Annotated in this window: 29 protein-coding genes; 18 read left to right on the top strand and 11 right to left on the bottom strand. The window is 70.5% G+C overall.

Annotation, left to right across the window (positions count from 1 at the left end; all coding sequences use genetic code 11):
- Positions 1-128 precede the first annotated feature (128 nt).
- Positions 129-767 carry a class I SAM-dependent DNA methyltransferase gene (locus ACH4D5_RS01965; RefSeq protein WP_398297555.1) on the bottom strand — a complete coding sequence of 213 codons (639 nt, stop codon included), beginning with the start codon at positions 765-767 and terminating at the stop codon, positions 129-131.
- 65 nt (positions 768-832) lie between these two features.
- Positions 833-1525: a nitroreductase gene (locus ACH4D5_RS01970; RefSeq protein ID WP_398297557.1), complete on the bottom strand. Its 693-nt coding sequence runs from the start codon at positions 1523-1525 to the stop codon at positions 833-835.
- A gap of 111 nt (positions 1526-1636) precedes the next feature.
- Here ACH4D5_RS01970 and ACH4D5_RS01975 point away from each other — a divergent pair, with 111 nt between their 5' ends.
- Positions 1637-2233 carry a TetR/AcrR family transcriptional regulator gene (locus tag ACH4D5_RS01975; protein ID WP_398297559.1) on the top strand — a complete coding sequence of 199 codons (597 nt, stop codon included), beginning with the start codon at positions 1637-1639 and terminating at the stop codon, positions 2231-2233.
- 32 nt (positions 2234-2265) lie between these two features.
- Here the strand turns inward: ACH4D5_RS01975 and ACH4D5_RS01980 are convergent, their stop codons facing one another.
- A complete protein-coding gene (locus tag ACH4D5_RS01980) occupies positions 2266-2715 on the bottom strand; it encodes a hypothetical protein (protein ID WP_398297561.1) in 450 nt (149 codons plus the stop codon).
- 78 nt (positions 2716-2793) lie between these two features.
- Here ACH4D5_RS01980 and ACH4D5_RS01985 point away from each other — a divergent pair, with 78 nt between their 5' ends.
- Positions 2794-3678: a helix-turn-helix transcriptional regulator gene (locus ACH4D5_RS01985; RefSeq protein WP_398297563.1), complete on the top strand. Its 885-nt coding sequence runs from the start codon at positions 2794-2796 to the stop codon at positions 3676-3678.
- On the opposite strand, the gene ACH4D5_RS01990 is transcribed toward ACH4D5_RS01985, so the two are convergent.
- A complete protein-coding gene (locus tag ACH4D5_RS01990) occupies positions 3611-3826 on the bottom strand; it encodes a hypothetical protein (protein WP_398297565.1) in 216 nt (71 codons plus the stop codon). The genes ACH4D5_RS01985 and ACH4D5_RS01990 overlap by 68 nt on opposite strands.
- Positions 3827-3904: 78 nt before the next feature.
- Positions 3905-5287 carry a glycine--tRNA ligase gene (locus ACH4D5_RS01995; protein ID WP_362999753.1) on the bottom strand — a complete coding sequence of 461 codons (1383 nt, stop codon included), beginning with the start codon at positions 5285-5287 and terminating at the stop codon, positions 3905-3907.
- A gap of 174 nt (positions 5288-5461) precedes the next feature.
- On the opposite strand from ACH4D5_RS01995, the gene ACH4D5_RS02000 reads away from it, so the two are divergent.
- From ACH4D5_RS02000 to ACH4D5_RS02015, 4 genes are all read left to right on the top strand, one after another.
- Positions 5462-6433: a metal ABC transporter substrate-binding protein gene (locus ACH4D5_RS02000; protein ID WP_398297567.1), complete on the top strand. Its 972-nt coding sequence runs from the start codon at positions 5462-5464 to the stop codon at positions 6431-6433.
- A gap of 29 nt (positions 6434-6462) precedes the next feature.
- A complete protein-coding gene (locus ACH4D5_RS02005; RefSeq protein ID WP_398297569.1) occupies positions 6463-7269 on the top strand; it encodes a metal ABC transporter ATP-binding protein in 807 nt (268 codons plus the stop codon).
- Between the two features lie 19 nt (positions 7270-7288).
- Complete coding sequence (locus ACH4D5_RS02010; protein WP_398297571.1) at positions 7289-8179, top strand: metal ABC transporter permease; 891 nt, start codon at positions 7289-7291, stop codon at positions 8177-8179.
- 71 nt (positions 8180-8250) lie between these two features.
- Complete coding sequence (locus ACH4D5_RS02015; RefSeq protein WP_398297572.1) at positions 8251-8652, top strand: Fur family transcriptional regulator; 402 nt, start codon at positions 8251-8253, stop codon at positions 8650-8652.
- Positions 8653-8718: 66 nt separating this feature from the next.
- Here the strand turns inward: ACH4D5_RS02015 and ACH4D5_RS02020 are convergent, their stop codons facing one another.
- Positions 8719-9540: an isoprenyl transferase gene (locus ACH4D5_RS02020; protein WP_398297574.1), complete on the bottom strand. Its 822-nt coding sequence runs from the start codon at positions 9538-9540 to the stop codon at positions 8719-8721.
- Positions 9541-9592: 52 nt separating this feature from the next.
- The gene (gene recO, locus ACH4D5_RS02025) at positions 9593-10345 is read right to left on the bottom strand and encodes a DNA repair protein RecO (protein WP_398297576.1); all 753 of its coding nucleotides are present in this window, start codon (positions 10343-10345) and stop codon (positions 9593-9595) included.
- A 68-nt stretch (positions 10346-10413) separates the two neighbouring features.
- Between recO and ACH4D5_RS02030 the strand changes: the two genes are divergently transcribed.
- Positions 10414-10761, top strand: coding sequence for a hypothetical protein (locus tag ACH4D5_RS02030; RefSeq protein WP_398297578.1), 348 nt, complete (start codon positions 10414-10416; stop codon positions 10759-10761).
- Positions 10762-10847: 86 nt separating this feature from the next.
- Here the strand turns inward: ACH4D5_RS02030 and ACH4D5_RS02035 are convergent, their stop codons facing one another.
- Entirely contained in the window at positions 10848-11075 is a 228-nt protein-coding gene (locus tag ACH4D5_RS02035; protein ID WP_398297580.1) for a hypothetical protein, read from the bottom strand.
- A 336-nt stretch (positions 11076-11411) separates the two neighbouring features.
- Between ACH4D5_RS02035 and ACH4D5_RS02040 the strand changes: the two genes are divergently transcribed.
- Both ACH4D5_RS02040 and ACH4D5_RS02045 read left to right on the top strand, forming a co-directional pair.
- On the top strand, positions 11412-12245 hold the full coding sequence (locus ACH4D5_RS02040) for a helix-turn-helix domain-containing protein (RefSeq protein ID WP_398297582.1): 834 nt from the start codon (positions 11412-11414) through the stop codon (positions 12243-12245).
- On the top strand, positions 12227-12511 hold the full coding sequence (locus tag ACH4D5_RS02045; protein ID WP_398297584.1) for a DUF397 domain-containing protein: 285 nt from the start codon (positions 12227-12229) through the stop codon (positions 12509-12511). Before ACH4D5_RS02040 ends, ACH4D5_RS02045 begins: the two co-directional genes overlap by 19 nt.
- On the opposite strand, the gene ACH4D5_RS02050 is transcribed toward ACH4D5_RS02045, so the two are convergent.
- Entirely contained in the window at positions 12498-13970 is a 1473-nt protein-coding gene (locus tag ACH4D5_RS02050) for a membrane-associated oxidoreductase (protein WP_398297586.1), read from the bottom strand. The genes ACH4D5_RS02045 and ACH4D5_RS02050 overlap by 14 nt on opposite strands.
- Before the next feature lie 10 nt (positions 13971-13980).
- Positions 13981-14772 carry an isocitrate lyase/phosphoenolpyruvate mutase family protein gene (locus tag ACH4D5_RS02055; protein WP_398297588.1) on the bottom strand — a complete coding sequence of 264 codons (792 nt, stop codon included), beginning with the start codon at positions 14770-14772 and terminating at the stop codon, positions 13981-13983.
- 40 nt (positions 14773-14812) lie between these two features.
- Between ACH4D5_RS02055 and ACH4D5_RS02060 the strand changes: the two genes are divergently transcribed.
- The 6 genes from ACH4D5_RS02060 to ACH4D5_RS02085 all read left to right on the top strand — a co-directional run bounded on the left by ACH4D5_RS02060 (position 14813) and on the right by ACH4D5_RS02085 (position 18937).
- Positions 14813-15301 carry a hypothetical protein gene (locus ACH4D5_RS02060; protein WP_398297590.1) on the top strand — a complete coding sequence of 163 codons (489 nt, stop codon included), beginning with the start codon at positions 14813-14815 and terminating at the stop codon, positions 15299-15301.
- Positions 15302-15311: 10 nt separating this feature from the next.
- A complete protein-coding gene (locus ACH4D5_RS02065; protein ID WP_398297592.1) occupies positions 15312-15602 on the top strand; it encodes a hypothetical protein in 291 nt (96 codons plus the stop codon).
- A gap of 55 nt (positions 15603-15657) precedes the next feature.
- Positions 15658-15960: a hypothetical protein gene (locus ACH4D5_RS02070; RefSeq protein ID WP_398297594.1), complete on the top strand. Its 303-nt coding sequence runs from the start codon at positions 15658-15660 to the stop codon at positions 15958-15960.
- 89 nt (positions 15961-16049) lie between these two features.
- A complete protein-coding gene (locus ACH4D5_RS02075) occupies positions 16050-16727 on the top strand; it encodes an AIM24 family protein (protein ID WP_398297596.1) in 678 nt (225 codons plus the stop codon).
- 102 nt (positions 16728-16829) lie between these two features.
- A complete protein-coding gene (locus ACH4D5_RS02080; RefSeq protein ID WP_398297598.1) occupies positions 16830-17345 on the top strand; it encodes a PH domain-containing protein in 516 nt (171 codons plus the stop codon).
- Positions 17342-18937: a PH domain-containing protein gene (locus tag ACH4D5_RS02085; protein WP_398297600.1), complete on the top strand. Its 1596-nt coding sequence runs from the start codon at positions 17342-17344 to the stop codon at positions 18935-18937. Before ACH4D5_RS02080 ends, ACH4D5_RS02085 begins: the two co-directional genes overlap by 4 nt.
- 144 nt (positions 18938-19081) lie before the next feature.
- On the opposite strand, the gene ACH4D5_RS02090 is transcribed toward ACH4D5_RS02085, so the two are convergent.
- Complete coding sequence (locus ACH4D5_RS02090) at positions 19082-20374, bottom strand: aminotransferase class I/II-fold pyridoxal phosphate-dependent enzyme (protein ID WP_398297602.1); 1293 nt, start codon at positions 20372-20374, stop codon at positions 19082-19084.
- A gap of 285 nt (positions 20375-20659) precedes the next feature.
- On the opposite strand from ACH4D5_RS02090, the gene ACH4D5_RS02095 reads away from it, so the two are divergent.
- Genes ACH4D5_RS02095 through ACH4D5_RS02105 form a run of 3 tightly spaced genes read left to right on the top strand, consistent with a single transcriptional unit; the run spans position 20660 to position 25313 of the window.
- A complete protein-coding gene (locus tag ACH4D5_RS02095) occupies positions 20660-22303 on the top strand; it encodes an ABC transporter substrate-binding protein (RefSeq protein WP_398297604.1) in 1644 nt (547 codons plus the stop codon).
- Positions 22304-22332: 29 nt separating this feature from the next.
- A complete protein-coding gene (locus tag ACH4D5_RS02100) occupies positions 22333-23292 on the top strand; it encodes an ABC transporter permease (RefSeq protein ID WP_398297606.1) in 960 nt (319 codons plus the stop codon).
- Positions 23292-25313 (top strand): dipeptide/oligopeptide/nickel ABC transporter permease/ATP-binding protein, encoded by a 2022-nt coding sequence (locus ACH4D5_RS02105; RefSeq protein WP_398297608.1) that lies wholly within the window; start codon positions 23292-23294, stop codon positions 25311-25313. The genes ACH4D5_RS02100 and ACH4D5_RS02105 overlap by 1 nt, the downstream gene beginning before the upstream one ends.
- Positions 25314-25318: the final 5 nt, after the last annotated feature.

Genomic DNA, 25318 nt, shown 5'->3' on the forward strand with positions numbered 1-25318 from the left:
AGTTCCGCGGCTGGGTCACGTCCGGACAACCGGAGGCTGAGGCGGAGCACACCGGCGCTGGGGGATGCGGCGCGAGGGACGTCGGACCGCCGGTCCGGGCACCCGTGCGCCCGGGCCGGCGCCCGGTCTCACCCCTTGCGCAGCAGCAGAGTCCCCCGTCGGAACCGCTCGCCCTCGACCGGCTCACGGAGCAGGCGGCCCAGTTCGGTGAAGCCTGCCTTGTGGGTGAGGGCTGCCAGGGCGTCGATCGGCCAGCGGTACGCCGTTGTCACCTTGTGGTCGAAGGGGGTGAGCGGGTCGCCCGACGATTCGAAGAAGGCGAGCAGGAGGTGGCCGCCGGGGGCGAGGACGCGGTGGAACTCCGCCAGGTACGCGGCCACATCCCGCTCCGGGGCGTGGATCAGTGAGTACCAGGACACCACTCCGCGCAGCTCGCCGTCGGGCAGGGCGAGGGCGTCCATGGAGCCGACCTCGAACCGGATGTCCGGGTAGGTCTCGCGGGCCAGGTCGATCATCGCCGGGGACAGGTCGATGCCGAGGACGTCCAGGCCCAGGTCGTGCAGCAGGGCCGTCACCGGGCCGGGGCCGCAGCCCAGCTCCGCGACGGGGCCCGCGCCGTCGGCCCGCACGTGGCCGGCGAACGCCGTGAGCATCGCGTGGTCCAGGGAAGGGCTGCGGAGGTCGTCGCGGGGCAGTCCCGCGTACACGGTGGCGATGGCGTCGTAGGCGTCTGCCGTCGTACTGAGGTGGGTGGAGGATTCAGTCACGAGGCAGGACCCTAGGGCCTCCCTCTGACATTCCGACATCCAGCACGGACCGCCGTGGGCGGGCGCTAGGCGTGGAAGGCTGTCGTCGCCTCCAGGGCGGCCCGCCCCGTCGTGGCCCGGTTCACCGGCGCGCTCTCGTCCGCGTAGCCGAAGGAGACGCCCACGAGCAAGCGTCCCCCTGTGGAGCCGAGTTCCTCCCGGACGGTGTCGGCGTAGAAGCTGAGCAGACCCTGCGGGCAGCTGTCCACGCCGTATGCGGCCATGGCCAGGAGCAGCGTCTGCAGGTAGGCGCCGACGTCGGCGGCCAGCCGCGGCCCGCCGTCGCCGGTGACGAACAGGAACGCGGCATGCGGCGCCCCGTAGAAGCGCAGGCTCTCCGCGTCGTAGGCCGCGCGTGCCGCGTGGTCGTCGGGGCCGATGCCCAGGGCTCCGTACAGCCCCGCGCCGAACGCCGCCCGCCGCTCCTGGTGGACGGGGGCGTACATGCCCTCGGAGTACGGGAAGTCGGCCGAGGTGCGCTGTTCGGCGTGGGCCGCCCGCAAGGCTTCCGCCAGGCGTTCGCGCTTCCTGCCGCTGACCACCTCGACCCACCACGGCTGCGCGTTGGAGTTGGACGGTGCGGTGCCGGCGAGAGCGAAGATCGCACGCATGGTGTCGTCGGGCACGGCGTCGGGGCGGAACGCGCGCGTCGCGTGGCGACCCCGTATCAGCTTCTCCGCGTAGTCGCTCAACTCGGTGGAAACGGCCAGCCTGCTCATAGAGCTCTCCTCAGACCCAGAAGCGCCGATTAAGTAAACGGTCTCGTTTACTTGCGGCGCCACTGTAACCATCGCCTCCCTCCGAAGTAAACGGGAACGTATACTTCCCCCATGAGTACGGTGACGACGGCCGCTCGGCGGCAGGGGCGCGGAGGACGCGAGCGCATCCTGGCCGCTGCCGCCCAACTGTTCGCGACCCAGGGGATCAACGCGACCGGTATGGAACAGGTCGCGGAGCAGGCTCCGGTGTCCAAGCGCACCCTCTACGCGCACTTCCGGACCAAGAGCGACCTGGTCGTCGCCCACCTTCGCGACCTCGCCTCGTCCGGCGGGACCCTGGAAAGCGCGCTGGCGCGTGAGGACATCCCGGCCAGAGAGCGGATCCTCGCGCTGTTCGTCCTGCCCGCGGCGGACGCGGCCCCTGTACGCGGGTGTCCGTTCATCGACGCCGCGGCCGAGTTCCCCGACCCGCAGAGCGCGGTCCACTCCTACGCCCGCGAACAGAAGCTGCTGATGGTGCAGTTGGTGACCGCACTCGTCACGGAACTCGGCTGCCGCGAGCCCGCCGCACTCGCCGAGCAACTCGTCACCCTCGCGGACGGGGCCGCCAGCCGCGCCATGGTGCTGGGCGACGCGGACTACGGACGGCACGCGCGGGCAGCGGCTGAGGTCCTTCTCGACCATGCCCTGCCGGGCAGCACGCGCTGACCGAGGAGGGCGGCCTCCGCCCCCGTCCGTCCCTACAACCCCTCCTCCGTCGGCCTGTGTTCCACGTATTCGATGACCGTGCCGTCGCGATGGCGGGCCGTGAAACCCGAGCCCGTGGGGACCTTGATCAGGGGCTCCGTGATGGTCGCGCCTTCCGCCGCCAGGCGGGTCAGGTACGCCTGGGCCGAGTCCACGAGCAGCGTGCCGTCGACGGCGCGGAAGGGGGCCAGCGTTTCCTCCGTGCCCTCGATCAGGAGGAACGCTCCGACCACCGCCAGGTTCAGCCCCTTCTCGGGGTACGTGAACCACATGTCCCGTTCCGTGCCGAGCAGGCGCTCGTAGGACGCCGTCAGCGTGTCCAGCGTGCCGGGGCCCGTGTAGACGCGGATGAAGGGGCGGGGTGCGGCGAGGTCTGAGGAGTCGTTCCGGTGGCGCCACATGGTGGGGGTTTCCCTCGTGGTTTTCGTCGTGGATTCCGTCATGGGTTCAGCCTCGGGGCCGGCGGGCAGCGCAGCCAGACAGGCGTTCATGGGGGTGACTCCAGGTCATACGCTGGGCGCATGGCGACCACGACGGCGACCACCACGGCAACGGGCACGGCAACCAAGCCCCTCGGCAAGGAACTTGGCGGGTTCCTGCGCGCCCACCGCGAGCGGCTCTCCCCTGGTGACGTCGGACTGCCGCACACCGCGCGCCGCCGCACCCCCGGGCTCCGCCGCGAGGAGGTCGCCGCGCTGTCCGGCGTCTCCGTCGCCTGGTACACCTGGCTGGAGCAGGGGCGCGTGGACACCTCCCGGCAGGTGCTCGACGCCGTCGCCCGCGCCCTGCGCCTCGACGACGCCTCCCACCGGCACGCCCTCGCCCTCGCCGGGTTCGCTCCCGGCGCGGCGGCCCCACGCGCCTCGTACGATCCGAACCTCCGTGCCATGCTCGACAGTTGGGTCGGCAGTCCGGCGCTGATCCTGGGCCCTGCCCACGACATCCTTGCCTGGAATGGCGCGTACGCCGAGGTATGGCCCGATCCCGCCGGACTCCCCGCGGAGCAGCGCAATCTGCTGCTCCTGCTCGTCGGGGACGAACGGCACCAGCAGGTGCTGCCCGGCTGGGAGTCCGTCGCCATGGACCTCTATCGGCACCTGCGCACCCGCGCGGACCGCCGCCCCGGCGACGGGGCCTTTCAGCGGCTCACCGACCGGCTCGCGGCCGCACGGCCGGATCTGGACGACTGGTGGGCCTGCCGCTCCGTCGGGGACTTCGCCCCGCGGACCGTCGGGATCACGCGGCAAGACGACCCGACGCCCCGCCCGTACGCCATGAACCTGCTGCTCACCCCGCAGCCGCAGGACACCACCATCCTCGTGATGACCCCTGCGGCCACTACGCTCCCGGAGTCGACGGATCCACCGTCGCCTGATGCTCCACCGTCAGGTGCTCCTCGGCCTTGAGCCACGGCAGGAACTGCGCCTTCCTGCGCCACCCGCAGGTGTCACAGCTCAACTGCCGCTGCACACCGGCCTTCTGGACCCGCACCACGTGCTCCCGCCCGTGCTGGTCCCATCGTCTGACCCTGCTCGTGGTCGTGGGGGTAGGCATGCGCCTCAGTGTGCACGGAAGCCCCCGGTTCCATAACCCGGAACCGGGGGCTTCCCGCAGCCAATGTCAGTCGGTTCGTCAGCAGCCCACGAGACGCGTCGCGAGGTAGCCCTCGATCTGGTCGAGGGAGACGCGCTCCTGCTTCATGGTGTCGCGCTCGCGCACCGTCACCGCGTTGTCGTCGAGGGTGTCGAAGTCGACCGTCACGCAGTACGGCGTGCCGATCTCGTCCTGGCGGCGGTAGCGGCGGCCGATGGCGCCCGCGTCGTCGAACTCGATGTTCCAGTTCTGGCGCAGGGCGGTGGCCAGGCCCTTGGCCTTCGGGGAGAGCTCCGGGTTCCTCGAAAGGGGCAGGACCGCGACCTTCACCGGCGCGATGCGGTGGTCGAAGCGCATGACCGTCCGCTTCTCCAGCTTGCCCTTGGCGTTCGGGGCCTCGTCCTCGATGTAGGAGTCGAGGAGGAAGGCGAGCATCGTGCGGCCGACGCCGGCCGCGGGCTCGATGACGTACGGAGTCCAGCGCTCGCCGGCCTCCTGGTCGAAGTACGACAGGTCCTGGCCGGAGGCCTTGGAGTGCGCGGTCAGGTCGTAGTCCGTGCGGTTGGCGACGCCTTCCAGCTCGCCCCACTCGCTGCCGCCGAACTGGAAGCGGTACTCGATGTCAGCGGTGCGCTTGGAGTAGTGGGAGAGCTTCTCCTTCGGGTGCTCGTACCACCGCATGTTCTCCTCGCGCAGGCCCAGGCCGGTGTACCAGTTCCAGCGCTGCTCCATCCAGTACTCCTGCCACTTCTCGTCCTCGCCCGGCTTGACGAAGAACTCCATCTCCATCTGCTCGAACTCGCGGGTGCGGAAGATGAAGTTGCCGGGCGTGATCTCGTTGCGGAAGGACTTGCCCATCTGCGCGATGCCGAAGGGCGGCTTGCGGCGCGAGGTCTGCTGGACCTGGCCGAAGTTGGTGAAGATGCCCTGCGCGGTCTCGGGGCGCAGGTAGGCGACGGAGCCGCTGTCCTGCGTGGGGCCGAGGTGCGTGGCGAGCATGCCGGAGAACTGCTTGGGCTCGGTGAACTGGCCCTTGGTGCCGCAGTTGGGGCAGTTGATGTCCGCGAGGCCGTTGGCCGGCGGGCGGTTGTGCTTGGCCTCGTAAGCCTCTTCCAGGTGGTCGGCGCGGTGGCGCTTGTGACAGGAGAGGCACTCGGTGAGCGGGTCGGAGAAGGTCGCGACGTGGCCGGAGGCCTGCCAGACCTCGCTGGCCAGGATCACCGACGAGTCGATACCGACAACGTCCTCGCGCGAGGTGACCATGTAGCGCCACCACTGGCGCTTGAGGTTCTCCTTCAGCTCGACGCCCAGCGGTCCGTAGTCCCAGGCGGCGCGCTGACCGCCGTAGATCTCACTGCAGGGGAAAACGAAGCCACGGCGCTTGCTGAGGCTGACGATGGTGTCGATCTTGTCGGCGGCCACGGTGCTCTCTTCATTACGACGGCGGACGAAGCAAGTGCTGCCGGAGCAGCGGCTTCGGGAGCGAATGCTTCAGGTTACCGGCGGCCCGACCCCCCTAATCAAATCGGTTACCCGCACATCCCCTCACCGACCCCTTGTTGACAATCGTTTCCACATTTGTTGAAAATGAGTGTCATGAACGTACGACGCCTGATACCCACCGCCGCCCTTGCCTCCGCCACGGTCCTCGGCCTCACGGCGCTGACCGCCTGCTCCACCTCCGCCGCGGACGACAAGGACGGCAAGCTGGACGTCGTGGCGTCGTTCTACCCCATGCAGTACCTCGCGGAGCAGATAGGCGGCGACCACGTCTCCGTCACCACGCTCACCGAGCCCGGCCAGGAGCCGCACGACCTCGACGTCTCCGCCAAGCAGCGCGGCGAGCTCGAAGAGTCCGACGTCGCCCTGTACCTCAAGGGCCTGCAGCCCGCCGTCGACGACGCGATCGACCAGTCCGGCATCAAGACCAAGGTCGACGCCGCCTCGCTGACCAGCACGGAGAAGCACGGCACCGAGGTCGGCGGGCACGCCGACGAGCACGAGGAGGAGGGCCACGAGGGCCACGGCCACGGCCACTCCCACGAAGGCGCCGACCCCCACATCTGGCTCGACCCGGTGAAGTACGCCGAGGTCGCCGAGGGCGTCGGCAAGGCCCTGCAGAAGGCCGACCCGGACAACGCGGCGGCGTACAAGAAGAACACCGCGAAGCTCGTGAAGAACCTCGACGGCCTGGACAAGTCCTTCGAGAACGGCCTGAAGAACACCAAGAACAAGGTCTTCATCACCACCCACGCCGCCTTCGGCTACCTCGCCGAGCGCTACGGCCTCACCGAGGAGGCCATCAGCGGCCTCGACCCCGAGGGCGAGCCCAGCGGCAAGCGCGTCAGGGAACTCCAGAAGATGGCGAAGGCCGACGGCGTCACCACGGTCTTCTACGAGACGCTCGTCAGCGACCGGACGGCGAAGACCCTCGCCAAGGACACCGGCCTGAAGACCGATGTGCTCGACCCCGTCGAGGGCATCACCGACGACTCCAGGGGCGACGACTACATCCAGGTCATGGAGTCCAACCTGAAGGCCCTGCAGAAGGCCCTGGGCGCCAAGTGACACCCCCTGCGGTTACGGAGGCACGAGCCATGAGCAAGAACGCCTGCACCGGTGAAGGCAGCGGCGAGGACAGCGGCGAAGCCGTCATATCCCTGCGCAAGGTGACGGCCGAGCTCGGCTCGCGCCCCGTGCTGCGCGGCATCGACCTCACCGTGCGCCGCGGCGAGGTCGTCGCCCTGCTCGGCGCCAACGGCTCGGGCAAGTCCACCGCCGTCCGCACGGTCATCGGGCAGGTCCCCGTCACCGGCGGCGACGTCGAGATCTTCGGCACCCCGCGCCGCCGCTTCCGCGACTGGGCCCGCGTCGGGTACGTCCCGCAGCGCACCACCGCCGCGGGCGGCGTACCCGCCACGATCACCGAGGTCGTCGCCTCCGGGCGGCTCTCCCGCGCCCGCCTCGGCATCCTGCGCAAGGCCGACCGCGAGGCCGTCGCCCGCGCCATCGACCTGGTGGGCCTCGCCGACCGCGCCAAGGACTCCGTCAACGCGCTCTCCGGCGGCCAGCACCAGCGGGTCCTCATCGCCCGCGCGCTGGCCTCCGAGCCGGAGCTGCTGATCATGGACGAGCCGATGGCGGGCGTCGACCTCGCGAGCCAGGAGGTCCTCGCGGCCACCCTGCGCCAGCAGGTCGCGGCCGGCACCTCCGTCCTCCTCGTCCTGCACGAGCTCGGCCCCCTGGAGCCGCTGATCGACCGCGCCGTGGTGCTGCGCGACGGCTGCGTGATGCACGACGGCCCGCCCCCGCGCGCCGTCGGCCAGCACGCCCTGCCCGGCCACGACCACGTCCACCCGCACACCGCCGACGCGGAACCGGTCCGTACCGGCCTGCTGACCTGACCGAGGGCGAGCAAGAACCATGGAACTCCTCGATTACGCCTTCATGCAGCGGGCGCTGCTCGCCGCCGTCCTCGTGGGCATCACCGCGCCCGCCGTCGGCATCTACCTCGTCCAGCGCCGCCAGGCCCTGATGGGCGACGGCATCGGCCACGTGGCGATGACGGGTGTGGGCCTCGGCTTCCTGCTGTCGGCCTCGCCCGTGTGGATGGCGACGGCGGTCGCGATCGTCGGCGCCGTCGTCATGGAGCTGATCCGCTGGTACGGCAAGACGCGCGGCGACATCGCCCTGGCGATGCTCTTCTACGGCGGCATGGCGGGCGGCGTCATGTTCATCAACCTCGCTCCCGGCGGCTCGAACGCGAACCTCCAGTCGTACCTCTTCGGCTCGCTCTCGACGGTCTCCGAGGAGGACGTCTCGGCGATCTGCCTGCTCGCCGCCTTTGTGGTTCTCGTCACGGTCGGGCTGCGCCGCCAGCTCTTCGCGGTGAGCCAGGACGAGGAGTTCGCGCGCGTCACGGGCCTGCCGGTGCGCGCCCTGAACCTGCTCACCGCCGTCACCGCCGCGGTCACGGTCACCGTCGCCATGCGGGTCGTGGGCCTGCTCCTGGTCTCCGCGCTGATGGTGGTGCCGGTGGCGGCCGCGCAGCAGCTGACCAAGAGCTTCGCGGTGACCTTCGCGGGCTCGGTGGCCATCGGCGTCGCGGTGACGCTCGGCGGCACCGTCACCTCGTACTACCAGGACGTGCCGCCCGGCGCGACGATCGTGCTCCTGACCATCGGTGTCTTCATCGTCCTGACGGTCCTCGCGACGCCGCTGGCCAGGCGCAGGGCGCGGGCCGCGGCCGCCGCCGAGGCGGCCGGCGACCCCGCGGAGTGCTCGGTACCGGCCCAGCCGGTGGCCAAGGCCTGACCCGGCTCCGGGCCGACCTGGCACAATGGCCCGGCAAGGCCCAGACCAGAGCGTGACGCGAGGAGGCAACCGTGGGAGCCCCGGTTCGAGGCAGGTCGACCCGCCAGCGTGCGGCGGTGGCCGCGGCACTCGACGACGTGGACGAGTTCCGCAGTGCCCAGGAGCTGCACGACATGCTCAAGCACAAGGGCGACTCGGTCGGTCTGACCACGGTCTACCGCACCCTCCAGTCCCTCGCCGACGCCGGCGAGGTCGACGCCCTGCGCACCAACGACGGAGAGACGGTCTACCGCCGCTGCTCGACCGGCGACCACCACCACCACCTGGTCTGCCGCGTCTGCGGCAAGGCCGTCGAGGTCGAGGGCCCCGCGGTCGAGAAGTGGGCCGAGGCGATCGCCTCCGAGCACGGCTTCGTGAACGTGGCGCACACCGTGGAGATCTTCGGTACGTGCCAGGAGTGCGCGAGCAAGTAGTCGTACGTACGTGGAGGGGCCCGCACCGTCGCGCTGACGGTGCGGGCCCCTTCGCGGTCCATGGACCTAACTGTTCGCGATCTGCTCCTCATTGGGAATGGCCCCGCCGAAGCGCCGGTCCCGGGAGGCGTATTCGAGGCATGCCCGCCACAGGTCGCGGCGGTCGAAGTCCGGCCACAGGACGTCCTGGAAGACCATCTCGGCGTAGGCGCTCTGCCACAGCAGGTAGTTGGAGGTGCGCTGCTCGCCGGACGGGCGCAGGAAGAGGTCGACGTCCGGCATGTCCGGGTAGTACAGGTACTTCGCGAAGGTCTTCTCGTTGACCTTGGCCGGGTTGAGCCGGCCCGCCTTCACGTCCTCCGCGATGGCCTGGGCCGCGTCCGCGATCTCGGCGCGGCCGCCGTAGTTCATGCAGAAGTACAGGGTCAGCTTGTCGTTGTCCTTGGTCTGCTCCTGGGAGATCTCCAGCTCCCTGGCGACCGACTTCCACAGCTTGGGCATCCGGCCCACCCAGCGCACCCGCACGCCGAGGTCGTCGAGCTGGTCGCGGGTCTTGCGGATGAAGTCGCGGTTGAAGTTCATCAGGAACTTCACCTCGTCCGGGGACCGCTTCCAGTTCTCCGTGGAGAAGGCGTAGAGCGAGATCGCGCCGACGCCCATCTCGATGCTGCCCTGCAGCACGTCGAGGACGCGCTCGGCGCCGACCTTGTGCCCCTCGGTGCGCGGCAGCCCGCGATCCTTCGCCCACCGCCCGTTCCCGTCCATGACGATCGCCACGTGCTGCGGGACCAGCTCACCGGGGATCTTCGGCGGTCGCGCGCCCGAGGGGTGGGGCTCGGGCAGCTGATACTCACGGCGGGACCGTCCGAGGATTCCGCGTCGTGCCATGGGGGGCTCTCTCCTACCTAGCTTGTTCACCGCACGCGACGTACTCGCGTGCTCACGTGCTTTTCTCTACGTACCGCAAAGAACGCAGTCCGCGCTCCAGGTGCCAGTGCAGATAGGCGGAAACAAGCCCGCTGCCCTCCCTGGCGTGCCGCGCCTCGCACGCGTCCGCCGTCTCCCAGTCGCCGGTGAGCAGCGCGCCGAGCAGCGTGAGCGTCTCCGTGGACGGTACGACGCTGCCGGGCACCCGGCAGTCGACGCAAATCGAGCCGCCCGCCGCGACGGAGAAGAAGCGATTCGGTCCCGGCAGGCCGCACTTGGCACAGTCCGTGAAGCTGGGCGCGTAGCCGTTCACGGCGAGGGAGCGGAGCAGGAAGGCGTCGAGGACGAGGTGGGGCGCGTGTTCGCCGCGCGACAGGACGCGCAGCGCGCCGACGAGCAGCAGATACTGCTGCACCGCGGGCTCGCCCTCGTGGTCCGTGAACCGCTCGGCGGTCTCCAGCATGGCCGTGCCGGCGGTGTAGCGGGCGTAGTCGGTGACGATGCCGCTACCGTACGGAGCGATGGTCTCGCTCTGCGTGCAGAGCGGCAGCCCGCGCCCGACGAGCTCACTCCCGCGCGCGAAGAACTGCACGTCGACGTGCGAGAACGGCTCGAGCCGGGCCCCGAACTTGGACTTGGTCCGCCGCACCCCGCGGGCGACGGCGCGTACGCGTCCGTGACTGCGGGTGAGTATCGTGATGATGCGGTCCGCTTCACCCAGCTTCTGGGTGCGCAGCACGATGCCGTCGTCGCGGAACAGACTCATGGGGTCCATTCTCGCGTACGGCGCCGGGTCTCCGGGCCGGGGTGCCCGATCAGGTCCGGGAGGACCCTGTGAGCGCACAGTCCGACGGCCCGTGCGGGCCGCTGATCCCGATGCCCGAGCTGACGCCCGACGCGCTGCGCGCCGCGGTGGCCCGGATTGCCCCCAGCCGGATCCCCGCGCTCACCCAGCACCTCTTCGAGGCGACGACGAACGCCCAGCAGACGCAGAGCCTGGCTCCCCTGCGCGCCTTCGTCCACTCATGGGCCGTCTTCGTCGCGATCGAGCGGCATCCGCAGCGCGCGGCCCGCCTGCGCGAACTGGAGCGGCTGGTGGATGCGGCGGAGCAGGACCCCTCGGACGCCATCACTGAGATCCGCCGCATTCGGAACGACGCGGAAGCGGAGGCCGGTCTGTGACCGACTGGTCCTGGGACTGGAACCCGGGCGAGGAGTACCTCACCGAAGGAGTTCCGCCCGGCGTCGTGGCCGAGTACAGCTGAGCGTCAGGGCACCTCGCCCCGGCTTCGCGCGTTCGCGTACGCCGTCGCCGCGCGCAGCCGCTCCGCCGCCGTCGCCGTGCGGATCGCCTCCGGGGCGCAGTCCCACTCGCGACCCCCTCCATAAGGGCGCAGCTGGACGTACGGCCCCTCGTGGCCCATCACCCGCCCCACACGGCCACTGCGCGTGTCGACGACGTACGCGCCCACCGGGAGGTTCGCCGGCACGCTCATGGCGCGCTCCTCAGCGCGGCCGCGAGGCGGGCCGCCGCGTCGACCGAACACCCTCCCAATTCGATCCGCGGACACGGGGCCTCCCTGGCGATGCTCGCCGGATCGATCCCCAATGACGGCAACACAATTCCCGCTCGCGTCAGCGCGGCGCGCAATTCCTTCACGGTTTCCTCCGCCTGTTCGACACATGCCACTGCGTGGTGCTTTCCGTCCGCCTTCACGTGGCTCCCCTTCGCCTTCGGATTTCACTCTTCTCACCCCCACAGTGACGCACGCCACCTACACTCGGCAGCAGTCTGTCCTCTACAACTGCGGGGCAGTGGAAGGCGGTTGGCCATGGCCAATGGTTCGCGGCAGGCGGCCTGGGAGTTCTTCGGCGCGGAGCTGAAGCGACGCCGCGAGGAGGCTGGGCTCAGCCAGTCCGCTCTGGGGGTACGGGTATTCGTATCCGGGGGATACATCGGCCAGTTCGAGCAGGCCATTCGAAAACCTCAGCTGGATGTGGCGCAGCGTATTGATGAGGTGCTGCAAACCGGTGGCTTTTTCGAGCGGATGTGCCGAAAGCTGATCAGCGAGACCCGCTACGCGGAGTATTTCGCGCATGTGGCCGAGCTGGAGCAGCTCGCCACGGAGATCTGCGACTTCGCCCCGGCGGTGGTTCCGGGGCTCCTGCAAACCAAGGACTACGCCCGCGCCGTGTTCTTGGCGACTCACCCGTTCGCGACGGACGAGTACGTCGAGGAGAGAGTCATGGCTCGCATGGACCGCGCACCGATCCTCAAAGACGCCGCCCGTCCCATGTACTGGGCGATCCTGCACGAGGGCGTGCTGTGCACCCCGGTCGGCAGCCCGGACGTGATGGCTCAGCAACTGGACCACGTCACCGCCATGATGCGTGCGCGCACAGCGATGGTTCAGGTACTGCCGTTCTCTGCCGGGGCCTACCCGAACATGGGCAAGATGCTGAAGCTGATGGAGTTCGACGACGCTCCGCCAACTGCCTATACAGAGGGCGTACTTTCGGGGAACTTGCTGGACGACCCGGCAATGGTGAAGCAGATGCAGGCGGCATACGATCTGCTCAGGGCCGCCGCGCTGTCACCGGAGGCGTCCCTGGCCTTGATCGAGTCGGCGGTGGAGGACTACAGACCATGCGCGAGTACGACCTGAGCACCGCCCGCTGGCGCAAGAGCACGTACAGCGGCGGCGACAGCGGCGAATGCGTCGAGGTCGCCTACGACTTCGTCGGCGCCGCCCGCTGGCGTAAGAGCAGCTACAGCAGCGGCGATGAAAGCGACAACTGCGTCGAGGTCGCCGACGGAGTCCCCGGTGTCGTCCCCGTGCGGGACAGCAAGGTCGCCCAGGGCCCCGCCCTGGTGATCGGCGCCGGTGCCTGGTCCGCGTTCGTGGCGATGGTCGCGCCTACTGACGACTGATCGCCCTCGTAATGCCCGCCGCGATCGTCGTCGCCAGGGTCCAGCCCAGAACAAGCAGGGTGTACCCGAACCACTGGTACGCCCCCTCCGCCGCGTACGCCTTCTCCTGGCCGAAGTCGACGATCGGGAGCAGCAGGTCCAGCGTGTAGAAGAGCGCGTTGAAGTCCGGGGACTCGTCCGGCTTCAGCGCGGGCGGCTCGCGCAGCGCGAACGTGACGGACCCGACGAGCAGCAGCGACAGCAGCCAGGCCGCCGCCCGCGTGGGCCGGAAGCCGTAGCCGACGGTCACGTCCTGGAGGTGGCCCCAGGCCCTGGCGTACCACGGCAGGGTCGCCCGGTGGCGGCGGTGCTTCGCGAGCTGCACCGTGCGGGCGGCCGCGTCGTCGCCGTTGCGGCGGTACGCGGCGGTGAGCTGTTCGTACGCGTACGGGACGTAGCCGTCGGTGTCCCGTTCCAGGACCTGGAGCCGGCGCTCGGCGGGCTCGGGCGGGCCAAGCCTGGCGTACGTCAGGCCGTCGAGGCGGACCTGGTCCGGCCAGGTCTCCGGGGCGATGTGGAGGAAGTCGAGTTGGCAGCCGCGCAAGGTGACGACACCCTGTATGGGCTCGGCCTCGGCCAGATAGAGGGAACCCCCGACCACGTTGCTGGCGCGCAGGGCCGTGCCGCCCGGATCGGAGAGGCGGGCGCCCTCGAAATCGATCATGCCGGGGATACGGGCGCCGGGCATGTTGAGCCGTCCGGATGCCTTCAGCCGCGCCACGTGCAGGTCCGTCCCCACGCTGAGGTTCGACGCGTGCAGGGCCGTTCCTCCCGGATCGCTGAGCACCGCGTCGTCGAACGAGACGTACCCGGCGATGACTGCCCCCGCGAGGCGGACCTGGCCGTGGGCTGTGAAACCCTCGTCGGCCTGGAGGTCATCGTCGATCGTGACGCGGTTCAGGGCGAGGACGGGCTCGGAGTGCGCGACGCCCTGCTCCCCCACGTGCGCACCATTGAGGAAGACCGCCCCCGATATACGCGCGCCGCCGAGCCGGACGGGGCCCCGCACCCGGCACTTGGACATGCGCAGTGAGCCATCGACGCGCAGTGCGATGGCGTGCAGGCCGGGCAGGACGGAGCGGCTCAGGTTGAGCTGCCGCAGCTGTGCCCCGTACAGGTCGGGTACGTCGTCGAAGTAGCAGGCCCAGATGTGCACGGGTCCCGCGACGTCCGCGTACTGGAGGTCGAGCCGCTCGCTGATCCGGGCCCCGGCGAGCCGGAGCACCGGCGTCTCCCCGTCGCGCCGGGGCCCGTTCAGGAGCAGCGCTCGCAGCACCTCCGCCCGGACGGTGCGCTCGGGCCCCCAGCCGGCACCGAATTCGGGGCCCTCCTCGCATGTCGTACGGAAGTCCACGGTCCGCCCGAGCGGAAACGCCTCCCACAGCAGCCTTTCGGCGTCCGTCAGTTCGCTGATCTCCACCGACGAGACATTAGGCGAAGGCGTCGGACAGCGCCTGCGTCTCCGCGTACGAGGGGATTTCGCCGCTCACTGAAAGGTCCCGCGCCGCCGCCACCGCCGCGCCCAGTGCCGCGCGGAACAGCAGCGACCCGCAGCTGACCCGGTGTACGCCCGCCTCGGCGAGTTCCGGCAGGGAAGGTCCCTCAGGGGCGTGGAGGGTGTTGAGCGGGGTGCCTTCGAGGGCCGAGGTCAGCTCGGCGATGGCGCGCAGGTCGCGCAGGCCCGGGACGAACACCCCGTCCGCGCCCGCCCTGCGGTAGGCGGCCAGTCGTTCCCCGGTCTCCGGGGCCTTCCCCGCGCCCGGCAACCAGTACGTGTCCGTGCGGGCGTTGACGAAAAGCCTGCCGGCCGCGGCCTCTCGTACGGCGTAGAGGATCTCGCACTGGTGCGTGAGGTCCCGTAGCGAGCCGTCCGGGCGGCCGTCCTCGATGTTGATGCCGACGATTCCCGTGGCCGCCAACTCGGCCACAAGAACGGCCACTTCTTCGGGGTTGTCGGTGAAGCCGCCCTCAATGTCGACGCTGATCAGCGCGTCGAGGCGGGCCAGGCCGCGGGCCAGCCGGACCGTCTCCGCCCGGGTGGCGCCTGTCCCGTCAGGCAGGCCCGCCGCGGCCGCCACGCCCAGGCTGGTCGTGCCGACCGCGCGAAAACCGGCCGCGACGAGCGCGGCGGCCGACGCGTGGTCCCAGGCGTTGGGCAGCAGCAGGGGCGCACCGGCGCGGTGCAGGTCGCGGAACTCCTCGTACCGAAGCAGCGTCGTCATGCCACGACCGTAAGGGCGTGACGTTTCGGCGGGGGGCGAAGTGTGCCGACCGGCACGCTCACTCCTCCCGCGCGGGGAAGTACGCGTCGCCCGCGGATGCGCCTGGGCAGCCTCCAACTTCATCCCCGGCAAGAAGATCGAAGACGCCGTCCGGGCCATCGGCTCACTCGACCAGGCACTCAGGGCGGGCAGCAAGACGTCCGGCGCCTGGAAGGCCGTCAAGGCGTCCGGCCTGTCGTCCGACGTGATCGCCGGCATCGGGAAGCGGGCCAGGGAGGCGCTGAAGGCCTGCGGTGGCCGCGGTCTCCGCGGTGCGGCCGTGTCGCGCAATGCGGGCGACGGGTGCCTGATACCGCCCATGCTGGACAACGTCGGAGAGGACTACGTGCGGGGCAAGCATGTCGAAGGCGGCGCGCACGTCGAGCCCGAGAAAGGCGTCGGCAGCCAGCCCACCTCATGGTTCAAGCTCGTGCAGGACGAGTACGGCAGCGTACGCAGCATGTACCCGATATCGAAACCGGTCGAGTAGGGGAAAGCCAGTGGCAGTCACCATCTACCTGGAGAACGGGACGCGCGAGCGAATGGCGCGCGTCGGCGACGATCCGGACGAAAGCTTCCTCACGGCATGCCACGCGGCACCGGACGGCAGCGTCATGAGCGGCGTCTTCTCCGTCGGCGACACCATGTTCAACGAGCTGCAACTGCCGCGGCTCGCGGAGGAGCTGAACCAGCTCCCCGAGGAGCTCAAGACGGACACGACCCGGCGGGTGGCCGAGATGGCGCAGCGGGCCGCGGCTCTGCGCGGCTACCTGTTCATCTCCGGGGACTGACCCCGAAAGACAGCTGGATGACAGCCGGAAGAAAGTCTGGAGGAAGACGTACCGCATGCCCCTCGTCATCTACGTGGAAGACCAAGTGCACGGCCGGATGGCCAAGACCCACGAAGACCGCAAGGAGACGTTCCTGGCCCTGTGCGAGTCGGCACCGGAGGGCAGCATCCTGCGCGCCGTGAACCGCCACGGCGACACCATGTTCAACGAGATTCAACTCAAGCGTTTCGTGGCGGAGTTGAACGCTCTCCCGGAGCGGGAGAAGAACAGTACGGTGCGCAAGCTCATCGCGGCGGCCGAGTTCGCGATCGCCTCCTTCGGCTACCTGTATTTCGTCGGGGAGCCCGTACGGGGCTGAGCGCGTGAGTCACCGAGAGGTGGGCGTCCCGCTGCGAGTGGGGCGCCCATGCGCTTTCGTGCGCACAAGGCATGGCCCAAGATGTGCACATGAAGAGTGACTTGTTCTCCAGTGACCACATGGCCCAGCCGGCCCTCGCCCCCGGCATGACGCTCCAGAATGCCAAATCCGTCAAGTACGCGGTGGACGGCGAGATGTTCGCCCGGCAGGGCGCCATGATCGCCTACCGGGGCGACCTGCAGTTCGAACGCAAGGGGCAGGGCGTGGGCGGCATGCTCAAGCGCGCCGTGACCGGCGAGGGGCTGCCGCTGATGGCCGTGCGGGGCAAGGGCGAGGCGTGGTTCGCGCACGAGGCGCAGAACTGCTTCATCGTCGACATCGAGCCCGGCGACGTCCTCACGGTCAACGGCCGCAACGTCCTCTGCTTCGACGCGACCCTCTCGTACGAGATCAAGACCGTGAAGGGCTCGGGCATCGCCGGGGGCGGGCTGTTCAACAGCGTCTTCACCGGCAGCGGGCGGCTCGGCCTGGTCTGCGACGGGAATCCGCTGGTGATCCCCGTGTCGCCGCAGCAGCCCGTGTACGTCGACACGGACGCGGTGGTCGGCTGGACCGCCGGCCTGAGCACGTCCCTGCACCGCTCGCAGTCCATCGGGTCGATGATCCGCGGCGGCTCGGGCGAGGCCGTGCAGCTGAAGCTGGAGGGCGAGGGGCACGTCATCGTGCGGCCGAGCGAGGTGACGCCGCAGAAGGCGCAGCAGCACTGAGCCCCCGGACGCGGTACGCGGTGTCGGTGACGGTCGATAACCGGCCGAGCGCCGCTACAGCCGGCGAGCAGGCGTCTTGTGCAAGCAAGTACCTTTCGTCTCATGCTTGTTGACCAAGGAGACGAGAGGGCGGGTGTGCGGCTGCGGCCGCCGCGCCATTCCCTGGACCGCCGCGCCGTCGCCTGGTGGCGTACGCAACTGCTGCTGACGACGGCCGTCCCGGTGGGCCTCCTGGTCCTGCTCGCCGTGCTCATCGCGCCGGCCCGCTTCTGGCTGCTGCTGCCCGCCGCGGTCATCGCGGTGCCGGGGCTGCTCGCCGGGGCGCTGCTCCCGCTGTGGTGGTACAAGGTGCACCGCTGGGAGGTCACCGACGACGCGGTGTACGTGCGGACCGGCTTCTTCTGGATGGAGGGCCGGATCGCGCCGATGTCGCGGCTCCAGACGGTCGACACGATGCGCGGGCCCGTCCAGCGGGTCTTCGGGCTGACGACCGTGACGGTCACCACGGCGTCCGCCAAGGGCGCCCTGAAGGTCAAGGGGCTCGACCACGCGACCGCCGCCGAACTGGCCGAGCGGCTCGCCCTCGTCACCCAGGCGACGCCGGGGGACGCGACGTGAGCGGGGTGGCCGAGTCCCCCGGTGCCCCCACGGCCTCCGGTGCCCTCGGTGTCGGCGATGTCCGTGACGCCTCCGATGTCCACGACGAGCCCGGCTGGCGGCGGCTCGACCGGCGTTCGCTGCTCGTCACCGTGCAGATGACCGGCGGCGTGGTGACCGCCATCGGCCTGCCGGTCACCCTCAGCTTCCAGGGCTGGGTGGACATGGGGCCCGTGATCGCCTGGGCGGTGGGGCTGAGCCTGCTGGTGATCGCGTGCGGCGTCGGGCTCGACGCGCTGCGGCTGCGCCACAGCCGCTACCGCGTCGGCCCCGAGCGGGCCGAGCTGCGCAGCGGCATCCTCTTCGCCAAGCACCGCTCCCTGAGCCGCGAGCGGATACGTTCCGTCGACCTCGTCGCCCACCCACTGCTGCGCCTCCTCGGCCTGGTGGAGGTCCGGATCGGCACCGGCGAGCAGAGCTCCGCCCAAGAGGCCACCCTCGAACTCCGTCCGGTCCGCAGGGCCGAGGGCGAGCGGCTGCGGCGCGAACTGCTCAGCCGGGCGGCCCCCGACGCCGCGTCGGACGCGGAGGGCACGATCGCCGCCCTCGACTTCCGCTGGATCAGGTACGCCCCGCTGTCCTTCGTCACCTCCGCGCTCGCCGCCGCGGCGGGCGGCGCGGTGATGCAGGTCAGCGAGTGGTTCGGGGTGCAGGAGGAGGTCATCGAGTGGGTGGGTGACCTGTTCCGCGGGATGTCCGTGGCGGGCATCGTGCTCGCCCTGGTCGCGGGGGCGCTGGCGGCCGGGTCGGTGGGGGCGCTCGGGCTGTGGGTCGAGATGTGGTGGAACTACCGCCTCGAACGGGAGCCCGGCGGGACGCTGCGGGTGCGGCGCGGGCTGCTCACGACGCGCTCGGTCTCCCTGGAGGAGGCCCGGCTGCGCGGTGTCGACGTGGTGGAGCCGCTGGGCCTGCGGCTGTCGGGCGCGGCCCGGGTCGACGCGGTCGCCACGGGTCTGTCCCGGCGTGACGAGGAGGACCAGGCGGGCCCCAGCACCCTGCTGCCCGCCGCGCCGCGCCGGCTCGCCGACGAGGTGGCGGCGCGGGTCCTGCGGGAGCCGGCGACGCCCACCGCCGCGCGACTCACGGCCCATCCGCGGGCGGCGCGGTCCCGGCGGATCCGCTGGGCGGTGTCTGCGGCGCTGGCACCCGCGCTGGTCCTGCTGCTCCTCGGGGCGCTGACCGGCCTGCCGACGCTCACGTATCTGGGGGCGGGCGTCGCGGTGGTCCTGGTGCCGGTGGCGGTGGCGCTCGCCTGCGACGCGTACCGCAGCCTGGGGCACGCGCTCGACGCCGACTACCTGGTCGTACGCTCCGGCACGCTGCGCCGCTCCACGGTGGCGCTGCGCCGCGGCGGCGTCATCGGCTGGACCGTCAAGCAGTCCGTGCTCCAGCGCCGGGCGGGCCTGGTCACCCTGAGCGCGACGACGGCCGCGGGCGCGCAGGCGTACGCGGCGTACGACGTGGGAGAGGCGGAGGGGCTGGTGTTCGCGGAGCGGGCGGTACCGGGTCTTCTGACCCCGTTCCTGGAAGGGGCCCCCACCACGCCCTCGTAAGGGCGCAGGCTCGCGCCCCGTAAGAGGCGCAGGCGGCATCGCCAGCGGCTCCGCCGCGGGGTCGCCCCGTAAGGGGCGCGGGGAACTGCGCGACCAGCCACAACGAACCCGCACAGTCCCCACACGCCCGCCCCCCCCCTGAACTCAGCGAGCGGCCCGCTTCTCGTAGCCGACGAGGCGGACACACACAGCAAGCCCCTCGATCGCCTGCTCCAGCTCCGCGAGGCCGGGGTAGCTGGGCGCGATGCGGATGACGGCGTCGCGCGGGTCGTTCCCGTACGGGTGCGTCGCCCCGGCCGGAGTGAGGACGATCCCCGCCTCGGCGGCGCGGCGCACGACCTCCTTGGCGCAGCCGTCCGGGACTTCGAGGGTGACGAAGTAGCCGCCCTTGGGCGACGTCCAGGAGGCGAGGCCCGTGGAGCCGAGCTCCGCGTCCAGGATGCGGGCGACCGTCTCGAACTTGGGCTGCAGCAGGGCGCGCTGCCGCTCCATGTGGGCGCGTACGCCGTCCGCGTCCTTCAGGAACATGACGTGCCGCAGCTGGTTGACCTTGTCCGGGCCGATCGAGCGCTTCTGGTTGTGGGCGAGCAGCCACTTCACGTTGGCGGGCGACGAGCCGAAGAAGGCGACGCCCGCGCCCGCCGCCGTGATCTTCGAGGTGGAGCCGAAGACGAAGGCGCGGTCCTCGTGCCCGGCCGCGGCGCAGGCGGCGAGCAGGTCGGCGATCTCGGCGGGCTCGTCGGTGAGGTGGTGGGCGGCGTACGCGTTGTCCCAGAAGATCCGGAAGTCCGGGGCGGCGGTGGGCATCGCGGCGAGCCGCGCGACGGTCTCGTCGCTGTAGACGACGCCGTCGGGGTTGCTGTACTTCGGCACGCACCAGATGCCCTTGACCGCCGGGTTCCCGGCGGCGAGCCGCTCGACCTCGTCCATGTCGGGGCCTTCGGCGGTCATCGGCACGGGGATCATGTCGATGCCGAACCGCTCGCAGAGCGCGAAGTGCCGGTCGTAGCCGGGCACCGGGCAGAGGAACGCGATGCGCCCCTGGTCCACCCAGCGCGACTCGGCGCCGGGCAGCACGCCGAGGAGGGCGTGCACGAGGCAGTCGTGCATCAGCTCCAGGCTGGAGTTGCCGAGCGCGAGCAGCTGCCCGGCGGGCACCTGGAGCAGCTCGGCGAAGATCTCCCGGAGCTCGGGCAGGCCTTGGAGCCCGCCGTAGTTGCGCACGTCGGTGCCGTCGGCGGAGGTGTGCCGTCCACCGGGCAGGCTCAGCAGGTCCACGGCGAGGTCGAGCTGCTCCGGCGCCGGCTTGCCCCGCGTCAGGTCGAGGGAGAGCCCGCGCCCGGCGAGCTCCTCGTAGTCCCGCCGCGCCCGCTCGAGCAGCCCGGCGAGGGCCGGGGCGTCGGGGGCCGTGGCGTCGGGGCTCAGCTCGGTGGTCATGGTGTCGCCTCTCGCAGGTCGGGTAAAGCCTGCCGAGGATACAAACCGGCGCGGCACGACGGCGGCGCCGTCCGGCCCGTGAGCGGACACACCGGGACACACCGGCGGCGCACCAGCGGGCGCAGCGGCGGACGCGCCGGCGGGCACCGCACGTCCTGACCCCAGATTTCCCACCCGTGCGGGCGCGCTGCGTGGAGTCTTGACCCGCCCCCCGCCCGCTCCTATCGTCGCCACGCCACCCATGACGTAGGACGTGGGACCTCTCAGGTAGGCAAGGGAGACACAGTGACCGATCTGCCCTCTCCGACCGTGCGCCGCGCCGTCCTGCCGGACCGCCGGGCCTTCCTCAAGTACTCGGGTGCGCTGAGCGCGGCCGCCGCCGTCACGACCACGCTCTCCGCCTGCTCTTCGGGGCCCGAGTCGACCAATGAGACCGGGGGTGGCGGTCAGGGCGGCGGGTCGACGCTCACGGCCGTCATCGGGTACGGGAACGACGGCAGCTGGGACCCGACCCAGACCGCGTCCGCCTTCGCGATGGCCGGCAACGAACACATCTACGAGGGGCTGCTCGGGACCGATCCGATCACCCGTGAGCCGTACGCCGCGCTCGCCACGGAGATCCCGAACGACCTCAAGGCGACGACGTGGAAGTTCACCCTGCGGCCGGGGGCCAAGTGGCACGACGGGAAGCCCGTCACCGCCGACGACGTCGTGTTCGTCTTCGACCGCATCCTCGACCCGAAGACCCAGACGCTCGCCAAGGGCTTCTTCGCGAGCTGGCTGAAGGAGGTCAGGAAGGTCGACGCGACCTCCGTCGAGCTGGTGCTGAGGTTTCCCTTCCCCGACGGTGCCGCCCGGCTCTCCCTCGCCAAGATCATGCCGAAGCACGTGTTCGGGAAACCCGGCGCCTGGGACGACGCGACCAAGGGGAAGGCGGTGGGTTCCGGACCGTACAAGCAGGCCTCGCACCACCCGAAGTCGAACACCACCTTCGAGGCCTTCGACGACTACAACGGCCCGCGCAAGGCCGCCTTCAAGAAGATGAACTGGCTGACCATCGTGGACGCCGCGCCGCGCGTCGCGAAGATCTCCGGCGGCAGCGCGGACGCGGAGATCGCCGACAACATCCCGTACGCCAACATCGAGCAGCTGAAGAAGGGCGGGATGACCGTCGAGGGCGGGGCCGGGATGAACAATCTCTTCCTGCTCTTCAACACGGCCCACAAGCCGTTCGACGACGTCCGTGTCCGGCAGGCCCTGCACTACGCCATCGACCGCGACAAGATGATCCGGGCCGCCCTCAAGGGCCACGGCAAGGCGTCCACCTCCTTCCTCAACGAGGCCAACCCCTCCTACCGGCCCGCCAAGACCGTCTACGGATACGACCTGGCCAAGGCAAAGAAACTGCTGAAGGACGCGGGCGTCGGCTCGCTGAAGATCAACCTCATGGCCGTCAACGTGAGCTGGATCGTGGACTGCCTGCCGACCATCCAGGACGGCTGGGAGAAGCTCGGCGTCGAGGTCACCCTCGACCCGCAGGAGACCACCGCCGTCTTCACCAAACTGGACCAGAAGAAGGACTTCCAGATCGTCGCGGCCGCCTCGAACCCCAACCAGTTCGGGCTCGACGCCGACCTGATCATGCATTACAACTACGGCCCCGAGAACCTCTGGATGGGGTACGCGCGGTGGGCCGACGACGCCGTCGCCAAGAAGCTCTTCAAGGACATGGCAGCCGCCACCCGTGAGCCCGAGGCCGGCCGGAAGAAGACCATGATCCAGGAGTACATCGACGTCGTCGCGGAACAGGCCGTCCTCTATCCCGTCGTCCACAACGAACTCATGACCGCCTGGGACCCGAAGAAGGTCACCGGCGTCAAGGCCCAGCCCTATCCCGGTATCAACCTCCTCCAGGCCAAGTGGGCTTGACCGGCACGTGAGGTGAGGAGTCGTACGCCTTGACCGCAGTCCTCAGAATCCTGGCCCGCCGCGTCGCCCTGCTCGTCCCGCTGCTGCTCGGCATCGTGCTCTTCGTGTTCCTCGTGATGCGCTTCTCGGACGTCGACCCGGCGTCCGCGTTCTTCCAGGGCGCCAACCCGACACCCGAGCAACTGCACGCGTTCCGTGAGGAGAACGGGCTCCTCGACCCGCTGCCCGTCCGCTACGTCGCCTTCGTCGGCGACCTGCTCCACGGCGACATGGGCATCAGCGTCCTCAACCGCTCCCCCGTCGTCGACCAGGTCACCACCGCCCTGCCGCTCACCATGCAGCTCACCTTCCTCGGGCTCGGCATCGCGGTCGTCCTCTCCCTCACCCTCGGCGTCACCGCGGCGATCTACCGCGACCGGCTGCCCGACCAGCTGATCCGCGTCGTCTCCCTGACCGGTGTCGCGGCGCCCGGCTTCTGGCTGGCGCTGCTGATGATCCAGTACCTGGCCGTGGACCTCGGCTGGTTCCCGACCGGCGGCTACATCAACCCCGCCGACTCCCTCACCGGCTGGCTGAAGACCATGACGCTGCCCGCCCTCGCGCTCTCCCTGCCGGTGGCGGCCGGTCTCACCCGCATCATCCGCACCGCCGTGGTCGAGGAGCTCGACAAGGACTACGTCCGCACCGCCATCGGCAACGGCCTCCCCCCGGTGGTCGTCGTCGGCCGCAACGTCCTGCGCAACGCCCTCATCAACCCGCTCACCGTCCTCGGGCTGCGCGTCGGCTATCTGCTCGGCGGTGCCGTCGTCATCGAGACGATCTTCTCGCTGCCCGGCATGGGGAAGCTGATGATCGACGCCGTGAAGAACGGCGACCCGGCCGTCGTCCAGGGCGTCGTCATCACCACCGCTGTCGGCTTCGTCGTCGTGAACCTCGTCATCGACGTCCTCCACCTCCTGGTCAACCCGCGCCTGAGGGGGTCGAGTTGATGTTCACCTCACGCAAGGAGCTGACCGAGCGCCTCGCCGTGCCCGGCCTGCGGATCCGCTCCTTCCGCAAACTTCCCGTGCTGTCCCGGATCGCGGTCGGCGTCGTCGGCCTCGTCGTCCTTGTGGCGCTGTTCGCCCCGCTCATCGCCCCGCACGACCCGCTCGACCAGCAGCCGCAGACCGACGGCACGGGTCACCCCTCCGCCGACCACTGGATGGGCCAGGACAGCCTCGGCCGCGACATCCTCAGCCGGCTCATGTACGGGGCGCGCTGGTCGCTGGCCATCGGGCTGGGCGCGACCCTGCTCGCCCTCGTCGCCGGCGCCCTCATCGGAGCGGTCGCAGCGACCTCCCGCAAGGCCGTGGACGAGACGCTGATGCGTTGCCTGGACGTCGTCATGGCGTTCCCGGGGATCGCGCTCGCCGCCGTGCTCGTCGCGGTGTTCGGCGGCGGCATCCTCGTCCTGATCTGCGCCATCGCCTTCCTGTTCACCCCGCCCATCGCCCGTGTCGTACGGGCCAATGTCCTCGACCAGTACGGCGAGGACTATGTCGTCGCCGAACGGGTCCTGGGCGCCCGCACCCCGCACATCCTGATCCGCCACGTCGCCGTGAACTGCGCGGCGCCCGTCCTGGTCTTCTGCACCGTGCAGGTCGCCGAGGCCATCGTCTTCGAGGCCTCGCTCTCCTTCATCGGCGCCGGCGTGCGGCCGCCCGACCCGTCCTGGGGCAGCGTCATCGCCGACGGCAAGAACATGGTCCTGATCGGCGGCTGGTGGGCGACGGTCTTCCCCGGGCTCCTGATGCTGCTCACCGTCCTCGCCCTGAACATCCTCTCCGAGGGCGTGTCGGACGCCTGGGCGGCCCCGTCCGGCCGTGACGTCGTGGGTCCTGCCCGCACGCAGGACCGCCTGGAGACCCCCGAGCCCGGCAGCGGCCGGGTCCTCGAACTCCCCGGCCTCACGGAGGCGGCCCACCGCCTCCGCTCCCGCGCCCGCCCTCTCCCCACGGGCGAGCCCGTCCTCGCCGTGACCGGCCTGACCATCTCCTTCCCGCAGCGCCACGAGGGCGTGGACATCGTCGACGGCATCAGCTTCGACGTACGCCCCGGTGAAGTACTCGGCCTCGTCGGCGAGTCCGGCTGCGGCAAGTCACTGACCGCGCTGACGGTGATGGGCCTGGAGCCGAAGGGCGCCCGGGTCGGCGGCCGCGTCACCTTCGACGGACAGGAGCTGACCGGCCTGCCCCCGCGCGCCCGGCGCCGCCTGCTCGGCCACGACATGGCGATGATCTACCAGGACGCCCTGTCGTCCCTGAACCCGGCGATGACGGTCCGCTCCCAGCTCAAACAGGTCGTACGAAGAGGTGGCCGCCGCACCGCGCGCGAACTCCTCGACATGGTGGGCCTCGACCCCGAACGCACCCTGCGCAGCTACCCGCACGAGCTGTCCGGCGGCCAGCGCCAGCGCGTCCTGATCGCCATGGCCCTCTCCCGCGACCCGAAACTGATCGTCGCCGACGAGCCGACGACCGCGCTGGACGTCACCGTGCAGGCGCAGATCATCCAGCTGCTGCTGCGGCTGCGCGAGGAGCTGGGCTTCGCGCTGATCCTCGTCTCCCACGACCTGGCGCTCGTCGCCGACGTCACCGACCGGGTCGTGGTGATGTACGGCGGGCAGATCGTCGAGACGGGCGTGACGGCGGACGTCGTGGAGTCCCCCGCGCACCACTACACGCGCGGCCTGCTCGGCTCGGTGCTCTCCCTGGAGTCGGCGGCACAGCGCCTCACCCAGATCAAGGGGGTCGTACCGTCCCCGGCGGACTTCCCCCAGGGGTGCAGGTTCGCGGACAGATGCCCGCTGGCAAGCGAGGTGTGCCGTACGACGACACCGGAGCTGGCGGGCACACCGGCCCACTCGGCGGCCTGCCACCACCCGGCGGACGCGCCCTGGGGGGAGCGCCCCGCAGGGGCGCCTCCCAGGGGCGCGGGGAACTGCGCGACCAGCCACGACGGAGCGTGACCCGA

This window comes from Streptomyces sp. NPDC018029 (assembly GCF_044327655.1).
In the GTDB taxonomy this organism is placed as follows: domain Bacteria; phylum Actinomycetota; class Actinomycetes; order Streptomycetales; family Streptomycetaceae; genus Streptomyces.